This is a genomic window from Brevibacterium sp. 1718 (assembly GCF_051131255.1).
In the GTDB taxonomy this organism is placed as follows: domain Bacteria; phylum Actinomycetota; class Actinomycetes; order Actinomycetales; family Brevibacteriaceae; genus Brevibacterium; species Brevibacterium sediminis.
Genome location: NZ_CP186550.1, coordinates 566,490 through 579,147 on the forward strand (window position 1 = coordinate 566,490; position 12,658 = coordinate 579,147).

Below are 12,658 nucleotides of genomic sequence, written 5' to 3' on the forward strand. Positions count from 1 at the left end.
GGACACTCAGCGATCGCTGCGTCCTCCAATTCGGTGGGCGCGACACCGACCCAAGGACGGCAATTGACCAGTTCACTCGCCCATACGACGCAGGCAACAGGGGACACCGCGCGCCCCTTCTCCGACCGCCACATCGGCCCCCGCGCCGACGACGTGCAGGCCATGCTCGCCGAACTCGGCTATGACTCCCTGGAAGCGCTCTCTTCCGCTGCCGTCCCGGAATCCATCCAGAACGAAGAGCTCAACCTGCCCGCCGGCCGCTCCGAATTCGATGTGCTGGGCGACCTGCGCGACCTCGCCGAACAGAACGTCATGCGCACCCAGCTCATCGGCCAGGGCTACTACGACACGATCACCCCGGCCGTCATCCGCCGCAACCTCGTCGAGAACCCCGCCTGGTACACCGCCTACACCCCGTACCAGCCCGAGATCTCCCAGGGCCGGCTCGAAGCGCTGCTGAACTTCCAGCAGGTCGTCCAGGACCTCACCGGCCTCGACATCGCCAATGCCTCCCTCCTCGATGAGGCCACCGCCGTCGCCGAGGCGGTCCTGCTCATGCGTCGAGCCGTGAAGAAGGGGACAACCGTCGTCCTCGACTCCGAACTCCACCCGCAGACCATCGCCGTCGTCCGCGCCCGGGCGAAGGCTATGGACTTCCGCGTCACCGTCGCCGACCTCGCCGAGGGCCTCGTCGGCGAAGACATCTTCGGCATCGTCTGCGCCCAGCCCGGCACCACCGGAGCCATCCGCGACTTCACCGAAGCCGTCGACGGAGCACACGACCGCGGTGCGCTCGTCACCTTCGACGCCGACCTACTGGCCCTGACTCTGCTCAAGGACTGCGCCTCCCAGGGTGCGGACATCGCGGTCGGCTCGGCCCAGCGCTTCGGTGTGCCCCTGTTCTTCGGCGGCCCCCACGCCGGCTTCATGGCCGTGAAGTCCGGACTCCAGCGCCAGCTGCCCGGCCGCCTCGTCGGAGTGTCCAAGGACGCCCAGGGCAAGCCCGGCTACCGCCTGGCCCTGCAGACCCGTGAACAGCACATCCGCCGCCAGAAGGCGACATCGAACATCTGCACCGCGCAGGCGCTGCTCGCCAACGTCGCCTCCATGTACGCCGTCTACCACGGCCCGGTCGGTCTGACCCGCATCGCCTCCCGCGTCCACCGCCTCGCCCACGCGTTCGCAGGTGCCGCGGACACCGCCCCCGGCGCCGAGGTGCTCACCTGGGAATTCTTCGACACCGTGGCCCTGCGCGTGGCCGATGCCGAAGCCGCCCGCTACGTCGCCGACCAGGCCGGATACAACATCCGCGTCATCGACAACACCACCGTCGGCGTCTCCTTCGGCGAACCCCACACCGTCGCCGATGCCAACGGCCTGCTCGAGGCCCTCGGCATCTTTGCCCGGGTCGACGCGGACGACTTTGAAGCCGCCTCGGCAGGAACCTTCGGAGCCAACGCCGTGCCGGAACCCGCATTCGCGGCGTCGTTCCACCGGGACACCGAATTCCTCACCCACCCCGTCTTCAGCGCCCACGGCTCCGAGACCTCGATGATGCGCTACCTGCGCACCCTGGCCGACCGTGACCTCGCACTCGACCGGACGATGATTCCGCTGGGCTCGTGCACGATGAAGCTCAACGCCGCCGCCGAGATGGAACCCATCACCTGGCCGGAATTCGCCTCCATCCACCCCTTCGCCCCCGTCGAACAGACCCAGGGGTGGCGCGCACTCATCGGCCGCCTCGAGGACTCCCTCGTCGAGGTCACCGGCTACGACCGCGTGTCCCTGCAACCCAACGCAGGCTCGCAGGGTGAGCTGGCCGGACTGCTCGCCATCCGCGCCTACCATGTGGCCAATGGTGAAGATGCCCGCACCGTCGTGCTCATCCCGCAGTCCGCGCACGGCACGAACGCCGCCTCCGCGGTGCTCGCCGGACTCCAGGTGCAGGTCGTCGCGACGGCCGATGACGGCTCCGTGGACATGGACGACCTCGATGCGAAGATCGCCAAGCACGAAGGCAAGATCGCCGGCATCATGATCACCTACCCGTCGACCCACGGTGTCTTCGAACCGCAGATCCGCGAGGTCTGCGACAAGGTCCATGCCGCCGGCGGGCAGGTCTACGTCGACGGTGCGAACCTCAACGCCATGGTCGGACTCGCCAAGCCCGGCGAATTCGGCGGCGACGTCTCCCACCTCAACCTGCACAAGACCTTCTGCATCCCCCACGGAGGAGGCGGCCCCGGAGTCGGCCCTGTGGCGGTGCGCGAACACCTCGCTCCGTACCTGCCCGGCGATGCCACGCTGCCGGAGCTCGTCGCCGGTGACCCGGATGCCAAGGAGCTGCCGATCTCCGCATCGATGTTCGGCTCCGCAGGAGTCCTGCCCATCAGCTTCGCCTACCTCGAACTCATGGGTGCCGAAGGACTGCGCGAAGCCTCGCGCTCGGCTCTGCTCGGTGCGAACTACCTGGCGAAGAAGCTCGGCGACGTCTACCCGATCCTCTACTCGGGAGAGAACGGACTCGTCGGCCACGAAACAATCCTCGACCTCCGCGCGATCACCTCGGCGACGGGAGTCACCGCCGAGGATGTCTGCAAGCGCCTCGTCGACTTCGGCTTCCACGCCCCGACCCTGGCCTTCCCGGTGCCCGGCACCCTCATGGTCGAACCCACCGAGTCCGAGGACAAGGACGAGCTCGACCGCTTCGTCGAGGCCATGCGCACCATCCGCGCCGAGATCGACGAGATCGGCAAGTCGTATACCTACGAAGAGTCGCCGCTGGCCCTCGCACCGCACCCAGCGACCGCGGTGATGGACGACTGGGACGGCAAGTACAGCCGCGAGACCGCGGTGTTCCCCGTTCCCGGGCTGCGCCTCACGAAGTACTTCCCGCCGGTCAGCCGCATCGACGGAGCCTACGGCGACCGCAACCTGGTGTGCTCCTGCCCGCCGCCAGTGGCCTTCGAAGAGTTCGAGGAAGAGGACAAGTGATGACCGATACGACCGCGAACACACCGAAAGAGACCCCGCTGCACGGCATCCACGCCGAGCTCGGTGCCTCGTTCACCGACTTCGGCGGCTGGGACATGCCGCTGAAGTACGGTTCGGAACTCGCCGAACACCGTGCCGTGCGTGAGGCCGCAGGCCTCTTCGACCTCTCCCACATGGGAGAGGTGCGTATCAGCGGAACCGACGCCGCCGCATTCCTCGACTACGCGCTCGTCGCGAAGTACTCGAAGATGAAGATCGGCAAGGCCAAGTACGGAGTCATCGTCAACGAGTCAGGCGGCCTGCTCGACGACCTCATCACCTACCGCATCGGCGACGAAGAGTTCCTCATCGTCCCCAACGCCTCGAACACGCCCACCGTGGTCGCCGCGCTCAAGGAACGCGTGCACCAGTTCGTGCAGACCGTCGCACCCGGCTCCGATGTGCACCTGACAGACGAATCCGACGCCACCGCACTCATCGCCGTGCAGGGACCGAACTCGGAGGCGATCATCCTGCGCGCCCTCGACGAATCCGGCCAAGGCGAATTCGGACCCCGCACCGGCGCCGGTGACCAGGCGAAAGCCCAGGTCACCGACGATGCCAACGGGGGAGCCACCTCGGCGGGGGATGCGAAGATCACCATCGGTCAGTCGGTGCGCGAACTCAAGTACTACGCGTGGATGCCGCTGACGATCGCCGGGATCGACCTCATGCTCGCCCGCACCGGATACACCGGTGAGGACGGGTTCGAGCTCTACGTCCCCAACATCGGCGCCTCCCGCCTGTGGAACACGCTCGTGACTTCGGGTGCGGACTACGGACTCGTTCCCTGCGGTCTGGCTGCACGCGATTCGCTGCGCCTCGAAGCCGGAATGCCGCTCTACGGCAACGAACTCGATCAGAACACCACCCCGTACGATGCGGGAATGGGCCGGATGATCGGGTTCAACACGAAGGACGACTTCTTCGCCCGTGAGGCGCTGGCGAAGCTCGGAGAGACCGAACCGCCGCGCGTGCTCGTCGGCCTGAGTTCGGAAGGACGCCGCGCCGCCCGCTCCGGAGCCGCCGTATCGATCGACGGCGCTGAGGTCGGCACCGTCACCTCCGGTCAGCCCTCGCCGACGCTCGGCCACCCGATCGCCCTGGCCTACATCGATCGGGACCGCGCCGAGGTGGGCACCGCCGTGACCGTGGACATCCGCGGCAAGGCACACGACTTCACCGTCACACAGCTGCCGTTCTACAAGCGCCAGGCCGACTGAAGCTCTCACCCACAATTCATTCTGGTGGGACCGGCGACTCGTAGACTGGTCCCACCTGGCACAACAACGTCGTGACCGCCCCTTCCGGCGGCAGTCACAGTAAGGAAGACATATGGCACAGCTGCCCCCGCTCCCGCAGAACTTCACCTACTCCGCCGAACACGAATGGGTCGACGGCGCTGCCGATGAGCTCGTCGGCAAGACCGTCAAGGTCGGCATCACCGCCGTCGCCGCCGATGCCCTCGGCGAGGTCGTCTACGTCGACCTGCCTGAGGTTGGTGACACCATCACCGCAGGTGAGACCTGCGGAGAGGTCGAATCCACGAAGTCCGTGTCCGACCTCTACACCCCAGTGACCGGCGAGGTCGTCACCATCAACGAGGCGGCCGTGGACTCACCCGGTCTGCTCAACTCCGACCCCTACGGTGAGGGCTGGCTGTTCGAGGTCGCCGTGACCGAGGTCGGCGAAGTCATGGACGCCGCCGGCTACGCCGAGGCGAACTCCCTCTGAGCCTCATCCTCCGGGCGGAGGATATAAACCCTGAAGCGGGGTCGGTCGAGGTCGGTGCCGACACATCGTCGGCATCGGCTTGCCATGCACGTGAGTGCACGGCTGTTCGGTCGGCCCCGTCGTCATCTCATCAGAAACGAAGTGATTGCCATGCCATTGAGTGTCTTCGACCTCTTCACGGTCGGCATCGGACCGTCGAGCTCCCACACCGTCGGACCGATGCGTGCCGGCGCGAGCTTCATCGACCTCCTTAGCGATTCGCTGAGCTCCGTGGCGGATCTGCGCGTCGACGTTTTCGGTTCCCTGGCCGCCACCGGCGCCGGTCACGGGACCTTCGACGCCATCCTCATCGGCCTCGAAGGCTGCCGCCCCGATCTCATCGAAGCCAACGAACTGACCGCCCGGCGAACACGGATGTCCGAGACCGGGACGATCATCCTCGGCGACTCGACCGGCAACGGCGTCGAACTCAAGTTCACCGAGGATGACATGGTCAAACGACCGCTGACCGTCCTCCCGCGCCATACGAACGCCATGACCGTGACCGCCTACGACGCTGCCGGGGAGACTCTCGCCGAGGAGACCTATTACTCCGTCGGCGGCGGATTCGTGACTTCGGAGACCGAATTCCTGGAGAAAGAGAAGACCGCCGAGGATGGTGCAGCTGCCGACGGCGGCGGTGCAGACGCGGGTGTCGAGTTCGCGGTCGCGGATTCTGTCGTCGACGCCGAACTCGAGTCCTACGACGAAGAGCTGCCCTACCCCTTCCACTCCGGAGTCGAGCTGCTTCAGCGCTGCCGCGAGAACGATCTGTCCATCGCCGAGATCATGCACGCCAACGAACTGTCGATGCGCGACGAGGATGAGATCCGGCACGGACTGCTCCACATCTACTCGGTGATGGAGGAATGCGCTTCGGCGTCCCTGGACCGCTCCGGTTATCTGCCCGGAGGGCTCAAGGTCCGCCGCCGCGCACACGACTGGTACCTCAAACTCAAGGCCGAGGACCCCGGCCGGGATCCCGGCTACTACCTCGAATGGGTCAACCTCATCGCGATGGCCGTGAACGAGGAGAACGCCTCGGGAGGCCGCGTCGTCACCGCGCCGACGAATGGGGCGGCCGGCATCATCCCCGCCGTGCTGCACTATGCGCTCAACTACGTCCCCGCAGTCAAGGAAGGCGGCGAGTCCGCGAAGCATCGAGCCATCGTCGACTTCCTGCTCACCGCGGCAGCCATCGGAGTCCTCTACAAGGAGCGGGCGTCGATCTCCGGCGCCGAGGTGGGCTGTCAGGGAGAGGTCGGATCCGCCTCGTCGATGGCCGCCGGGGGACTGGCCGCCGTGATGGGCGGAACACCCGAACAGGTGGAGAACGCTGCCGAGATCGCGATGGAGCACAACCTCGGCCTGACCTGCGACCCGATCTCCGGACTCGTGCAGGTCCCCTGCATCGAACGCAATGCGATCGCCGCCGGCAAGGCCATCAACGCCTCCCGCATGGCGCTGTGGGGCGATGGCCAGCACCGGGTCAGCCTCGACGAAGTGATCGAGACGATGCGTCAGACCGGCGCGGACATGTCCTCGAAGTACAAGGAGACGGCGATGGGCGGCCTCGCCGTCAACGTCGTCGAGTGCTGAGGCAGGACGGGTCGTCGAGTGCTGAGGTCAGTGCGTCTGAGGTTCGGAGCCAGTCAAGCGGCGCTCACCTGAGTCGCGGCCTCTCGAGCCGGCTTTGCGCACTCATCTACTTCCGTACCTCTGCAGCGGCCTGAAGCAGCGGGGAGAAAGGGTTAAGTGTGCGAAGAATGCCGAAAATTGGCCTCAAAGCGGCATTCTTCGCACACTTAACTCGTGTCGGCGGTGGCAGGCGCGCAGCATCCGGCTGATGGCGGCGCTGCGCGAACACCTTCGCGCCTGCGCGAACTACTTCGCAGCCGCCTCGATCCCGCCCGCAGAGCCTCAGACGGCAACCTCGGGCAACAGGACACCTTGCTATCCAAATTCAAGCGAAGTGACATGGAACACGTGGAACCCTTGTTCCAACTCCAGTCAAATGTAACGAAACGATAACGAACCTCTGGCGCGGTATGAGCGCGAAGGAGCGCCCCGTCACATCCCAGAGATGCCATGGGGAAAGCCGGGTCCGTTACATGTAGGTAGCTCGGGACGATCGTTGCGGAAGTACCCCGGAATCGGCACTTTCGAGGTTGACGCTCGATCTCAGCCCGTTAGGTTTGTTGGCGTGATTAACGCACTCGCTGAACCGAAGACGCAAATCGACGTCCGGACTCCAGAACTGGAGGACGGACAACATCTATGGCGGCTCGCGAAAGACACAGCCGTGCTCGACCTGAACTCCTCGTACTCGTACCTGCTGTGGTGCCGCGACTTCGCGGACACCTCGGTGATCGCAAGAATCGACGGAGAACCCGCCGGCTTCATCACCGGTTACACCCGTCCGGAGAATCCGGACACCCTGATGATCTGGCAGGTCGCCGTCAACGAGAACTTCCGTGGACACGGACTCGCATCGACCATGCTCCATGAACTGGCCGACCGGACCGGCGCTCTCCGCATGGAGACGACGATCACCGACGACAATGCGGCGTCCAACCGCCTGTTCCAAGCGTTCGCTGAGAAGCGCGGCGCCGGATTCGACCGTCGCCCGCTGTTCACCCCGGACCTCTACCCGGACGGCCACGACACCGAGTACCTCTACGAGATCGCACCCCTATAACGAGCCTCACCCCGGCGCCGCGCGGCCCCCTGTTCCAAGGGCGTGGACGCGCCAGGTGCCAGGAGGCGGAAGAGATCGCCCGCAGTGAGCGGCAGCGGCCACCGCCTCGGCGACTGCATCCGATGCAGACGCAGAACTTAAAGAAGTCGAAAGGACTCAAGTCATGACTGAAAGCGCTAAGCCCACACCCACTGACAAGCCCGACATCTTCGAAACTCGCGAGTCTGCCGTGCGCAGCTACTGCCGTTCCTGGCCCGCGACCTTCGCCCGTTCGCAGGGCGCAAAGCAGTGGGACGAGGACGGCAACGAGTACCTCGATTTCTTCTCCGGTGCCGGTGCCCTCAACTACGGCCACAACAACCCGGTCGTGATGGGCCCGCTCATCGAGTACCTGCAGTCGGGCGCCGTTCTGCACTCGATGGATATGAAGACCCCGGCCAAGCGTGAGTTCCTGCAGACCTTCCAGGACCTCATCCTCAAGCCGCGCGGACTCGACTACTCCGTCATGTTCCCCGGACCGACGGGAACCAACACCGTCGAGGCGGCTCTCAAGCTTGCTCGCAAGGTGACCGGCCGTCAGCACATGCTCTCGTTCACCAACGCGTTCCACGGCATGACGCTGGGATCGCTGTCGGTGACTGGCAACTCGATGAAGCGCGAAGGCGCAGGCATCCCGCTGACCAACAGCTCGAAGATCCCGTACGACGACTACTTCGACGGAGAGGTCCCGGATTTCCTGTGGCTGGAGAAGGTCCTCGAGGACTCCGGCTCGGGCGTCGACAAGCCCGCCGCTGTCATCGTCGAGACCGTGCAGGGCGAGGGCGGACTGCGTGCCGCTCGCGCCGAATGGCTGCGCGCACTGTCCGACCTGTGCAAGAAGCATGACATCCTCCTCATCGTCGATGACGTGCAGGCAGGCTGCGGCCGTACCGGTTCGTTCTTCAGCTTCGAAGAGGCCGGTATCGAGCCCGACATCGTCTGCCTGTCGAAGTCGATCTCCGGTTCGGGTCTGCCGCTGGCGCTGACCCTGTTCCGTCCCGAGCTCGACGTCTGGGAGCCCGGCGAGCACAACGGCACCTTCCGCGGAAACAACCCCGCGTTCGTGACCGCGACCGCCGCCATCAAGACCTTCTGGGCCGACAACGAGTTCCAGAACCAGCTCGCCGACACCATTGCCGAGCTGCACCAGCGCCTCGACACGATCGTCGAAAAGGCCGAAGGCGCTTCGATCCGCGGACGGGGCCTGCTGGCCGGTGTCTGCTTCGAAGACCTCGAGGTGGCCGAGAAGGTTGCCGCCTATGCCTTCGAGAACGGTCTGCTGCTCGAGACCTCGGGGGCCGATGACGAAGTCATCAAGATCATGCCGCCGCTGACGATCGATTCGCGCGATCTGCAGGCGGGCCTGGACATCATCGAGGCCGGAGTGGCCAAGTTCGCTCCTGCCGCTGCGAAGGCCGCACTGGCCTGACCCACCTCTGCCGGGCCGGCGTCGCACCTGTGGCGCCGGCCCGAGCTTTGGGCGGATTCGAGCTCACCTGCTCGATCGCCCACTCGGGCCGACGGGAGCCGTTGAAGTGAGACGGACGTCCGCGGCCCACCCTGAACACTTTCACCGACCTTCTGCGAAAGGACCACAGATGTACGTAGTCAACCGCGATGACCTCAACGACACCGACCGCGATGTGAAGTCCGAGACCTGGCGCTCACGCCGCATGGTGCTCGGCAAGGAGCGCGTCGGATTCTCGTTCCACGACACCGTGATCTATGCCGGAACCACCTCGACGTTCCACTACCAGAACCACGTCGAGGCCGTGTACTGCGTACAGGGCAAGGGGACGCTGACCGACGAGGAGACCGGCAAGGTCTACCCGCTCCACGATGGCGTCATGTACCTGCTCGACGGAAACGAGAAGCACACCGTCGTGGCCGAGGAAGAGCTGCGCATGGCCTGCGTGTTCAACCCGCCGGTCACCGGCCGAGAGGTCCACGACGAGAACGGCGTGTACCCTCTCATCCTCGAGGATGAAGCGGCACCCGCGAACTGATACGGCTTCTGATTGCTGAGTCGGTGGACACCGGCTGAGCTTCACTCGCCGAGGCGGCCCGAGCGTTATCGCTCGGGCCGTCTTTTGCGCGTGGTTGAGTTGCGTGCTTGAACGGCACGATTAAACAGGAGCCGAACGGACTGCAGGTGTGATAATCTTCGGTCATACAACTTTCAAGTTCGTGACTTCTCGTTGCCGATTACACATTCGTTGACTCCGACTCAGGCATCCCCTTCCATCCCATCTTCAGTTGGAGTCTCCATGAAGTTCCTCAAGCGCGCCCTCGTGGCGTCCGTTGCCGCTCTTGCTCTCGTCATCGGTCCTGCCGTATCTGCCGAAGCGGCATCTATGTCATTCGACGTGACGAAGCTTTCAGCAAGCAACATGGTCATTTCGAATGACAACTGCAAGTACTTCAACGTCTATCTGAAGTACAACAAGAAGAACGTCGATTCGTGGACGGTAGATTCTGAAATTGCAGGCCGATACGGATACACGACGGAGGCGTACTTCGGAAACTACACGAGTCCCAGCACCAAAGACCGCAATATGATCTGTCCGAGTCTCGACGGGCTCGGCAAATATCGAATCGGTCCGTCAGAGGTTTCCGTCGACAACGAACACTCGTGGGACGCATTCACGGACTACACAAAGGGCTGCTTCTACGTCCGCGGCAAGTCGTATGCGTCGCTGTCCTCAAAGCGCAAGGGAAGCACGGTCACGCTGACCTCGTCGACGAAGGTCTATCACCCGGAGCACTACGGGAAGGTCAACTACAACCCGAAGGTGAAGTTCCAAGTCAAGTCCGGCAGCAAGTGGAAGACCCTGAAGACGGCCAGCGCGAAAAAGGGCAAGGCCGTCTACAAGGTGAAGTCGAAGAGCAAGCGGTACTACCGTGTCACGTTCAGCCAGGTCAGCTGGGCCACCGGGGCGACATCGAAGTCGGTCAAGCGCTGACCAGAAGTCACGACCCCGCCATTCGGAACGGCTCGAGCAGTGCACTCTGCTCGAGCCGTTCTGTCTTTCATTGCTTCGTCACTCGCGAATCGTCAAGTCTGTCCCATTCATATGCCCTCGAGGTCCCTCGAGCGGACCCAACGCTTCCGTGAGCGGAAGCCACAAGACTCCGAGCTCAGCGCTCTGCTTGCCACCGTAACCCTTGGCGCGTCGATTCTCGTTATAGCGGAGTTCCCCGATCTCAGCATCGGTAACGGTCCAGATGACCACCTGTAGTGGATCATCATTCGTGAACGTCACACGGTGGGGATCGGCCGAGACCGACCATCCGGTCGCCTCGGCGAGGGCCTTCGCCAATTCAACGCGATCGATACTCATCGGGACCTCGTAAGGGTCAGGGGACTGCCTGCGGATCTTGGGGAATGAATACACATCGGGCGCTCCGAAAGGGAGCGCCCGATGTGCGTTGTCGACTGCTGTTCGGCAGCCTCACTCGTTGTCGGAGCGAACCTTCTTGCCGCGGTCATGCCAGAACTTCGTTGTGGTCACCTCGTCGGTGCCGTCCCAGGCATCGACTTCGGTGTTGATGCGCCGATAAGTCGGCAGATCGCCGCGTCGGAACACCGGTTCGAAGCCGGCCTTGCGCTGTTGCTGGTAGTTCTTCAGCAGCGAGAACACCAACGGCGAGAGCATCAGCAGGGCGAAGAGGTTGATGAGAGCCATGATCGCCATGAAGATATCGGCCGCGGTCCACACCAGGTCGAGGGCCGCGATCGCTCCGATGAACACCGAGACCATGACGATGACCTGATACACGCGCAGCGCGACGCGGTTCGTCGTCAGGTGCTCGATATTCGCTTCGCCGTAGTAGTAGTTGCCGAGGATCGACGAGAACGCGAAGAGGAAGATCGCCAGCGTGAGGAAGTGGATCGCCCACTGTCCGAGCTGACCGCTCAGCGCCGTCTGCGTGAGCTGGATGCCCTCGGCAGAGCTGCCGTACTCCGGATTCGACAGCAGGATGATGAACGCGGTGATCGAGCAGACGAGGATCGTATCGAAGTACACGCCCAGCGCCTGCACGAAGCCCTGCTTGGCTGGGTGCGACGCCGATGCGGTCGCTGCCGCGTTCGGCACCGAACCGATACCGGCCTCATTGGAGAACAGACCGCGCTGAACACCGATGAGCATGATCGATCCCAGCGTTCCACCGGCGATCGAATCCATGCTGAACGCGTCGGTGACGATCGTGGCGATCATCGACGGCACAGCACCGATGTTCATCGCCACGACGATGATGCCGACGATGAGGTAGAGGCCGGCCATGATCGGCACCAGATAGGCCGAGATGTTCGAGATGCGCTTGGCGCCGCCTGCGAAGATCGCGAAGGCGGCAACGGCGATGATCGCCCCGGCCACGGCAGCGAAGACGCCGTCCGAACTCTCGACTCCGAAGGATGCCCCGACGGCGTCGACGATGGAGTTCGACTGCACCGAGTTGAACACGATGCCGTAGGTGATGGCGACGATGACGGCGAAGACCAGTCCGAGCCACTTCATGTTCAGCCCGTGCTTGATGTAATAAGCGGGACCGCCGCGGAAGTTCGGGCCGTCCTTGAGCTTGTACAGCTGTCCGAGAGCCGATTCGGCGAAGGCCGTGGCGCCGCCGACGATGGCCGTCAGCCACATCCAGAACATCGCACCCGGTCCACCGAGCGAGATCGCCAAAGCGACACCGGCGATGTTCGCCGTTCCCACCCGCGAGGCCGCGGAGATCGAGAAGGCGCGGAACGGCGAGATGTTCCGGTTGCCCTCGGAATCCCGTCCGCCCGGCTCCACCAGGGTGCGGAACATCTCGGGCAGCAGGCGGACCTGCACCGCTCCCGTGCGGATGGTGAAATACAGACCAGTGGGGATGAGAACAGCCACGAGGATGTACGACGATACGGTGCTGACACTGTCGAAAGCACTCTGGAGCATCTCCATCGAACTGCGCCTCCTTCGGCAATTGTGCTGGAGAGGATCGGAGGTGCGGAACGCGAGAACTCCGTCCGTGGTTACTCCCAGTCTGCCACTTCCGGTTCCGCAGCTGTGGCAGTGGCCCCTGCTTGAAGGTCACCGTCGGCCTGCGGCCGAGTCAGCATCGGCCCAG

At 64.2% G+C, this 12,658-nt stretch carries 10 protein-coding genes; 8 read left to right on the forward strand and 2 right to left on the reverse strand.

Features of this window, described 5'->3' with window-relative positions; translation table 11 throughout:
- Nucleotides 1-63 precede the first annotated feature (63 nt).
- The 8 genes from gcvP to ACOZ9V_RS02520 all read left to right on the forward strand — a co-directional run bounded on the left by gcvP (nt 64) and on the right by ACOZ9V_RS02520 (nt 10,509).
- Entirely contained in the window at nt 64-2,997 is a 2,934-nt protein-coding gene (gene gcvP, locus ACOZ9V_RS02485) for an aminomethyl-transferring glycine dehydrogenase (protein WP_434593295.1), read from the forward strand.
- Nucleotides 2,997-4,259 carry a glycine cleavage system aminomethyltransferase GcvT gene (locus ACOZ9V_RS02490; protein WP_434593297.1) on the forward strand — a complete coding sequence of 421 codons (1,263 nt, stop codon included), beginning with the start codon at nt 2,997-2,999 and terminating at the stop codon, nt 4,257-4,259. Before gcvP ends, ACOZ9V_RS02490 begins: the two co-directional genes overlap by 1 nt.
- Nucleotides 4,260-4,371: 112 nt before the next feature.
- On the forward strand, nt 4,372-4,770 hold the full coding sequence (gene gcvH / locus ACOZ9V_RS02495) for a glycine cleavage system protein GcvH (RefSeq protein ID WP_167193660.1): 399 nt from the start codon (nt 4,372-4,374) through the stop codon (nt 4,768-4,770).
- A 150-nt stretch (nt 4,771-4,920) separates the two neighbouring features.
- Complete coding sequence (locus ACOZ9V_RS02500; RefSeq protein ID WP_181271241.1) at nt 4,921-6,408, forward strand: L-serine ammonia-lyase; 1,488 nt, start codon at nt 4,921-4,923, stop codon at nt 6,406-6,408.
- A 703-nt stretch (nt 6,409-7,111) separates the two neighbouring features.
- Entirely contained in the window at nt 7,112-7,507 is a 396-nt protein-coding gene (ectA, locus tag ACOZ9V_RS02505) for a diaminobutyrate acetyltransferase (protein ID WP_229664249.1), read from the forward strand.
- A 163-nt stretch (nt 7,508-7,670) separates the two neighbouring features.
- Nucleotides 7,671-8,975 (forward strand): diaminobutyrate--2-oxoglutarate transaminase, encoded by a 1,305-nt coding sequence (ectB, locus tag ACOZ9V_RS02510; RefSeq protein WP_181272490.1) that lies wholly within the window; start codon nt 7,671-7,673, stop codon nt 8,973-8,975.
- A gap of 169 nt (nt 8,976-9,144) precedes the next feature.
- A complete protein-coding gene (locus ACOZ9V_RS02515; protein ID WP_135810511.1) occupies nt 9,145-9,552 on the forward strand; it encodes an ectoine synthase in 408 nt (135 codons plus the stop codon).
- 261 nt (nt 9,553-9,813) lie between these two features.
- The gene (locus ACOZ9V_RS02520; protein ID WP_181272489.1) at nt 9,814-10,509 is read left to right on the forward strand and encodes a hypothetical protein; all 696 of its coding nucleotides are present in this window, start codon (nt 9,814-9,816) and stop codon (nt 10,507-10,509) included.
- A gap of 78 nt (nt 10,510-10,587) precedes the next feature.
- Here the strand turns inward: ACOZ9V_RS02520 and ACOZ9V_RS02525 are convergent, their stop codons facing one another.
- Together ACOZ9V_RS02525 and ACOZ9V_RS02530 are read right to left on the reverse strand one after the other, a co-directional pair.
- Nucleotides 10,588-10,887 carry a hypothetical protein gene (locus ACOZ9V_RS02525; protein WP_434593304.1) on the reverse strand — a complete coding sequence of 100 codons (300 nt, stop codon included), beginning with the start codon at nt 10,885-10,887 and terminating at the stop codon, nt 10,588-10,590.
- 111 nt (nt 10,888-10,998) lie between these two features.
- Entirely contained in the window at nt 10,999-12,492 is a 1,494-nt protein-coding gene (locus tag ACOZ9V_RS02530; protein ID WP_181272487.1) for an alanine/glycine:cation symporter family protein, read from the reverse strand.
- Nucleotides 12,493-12,658: the final 166 nt, after the last annotated feature.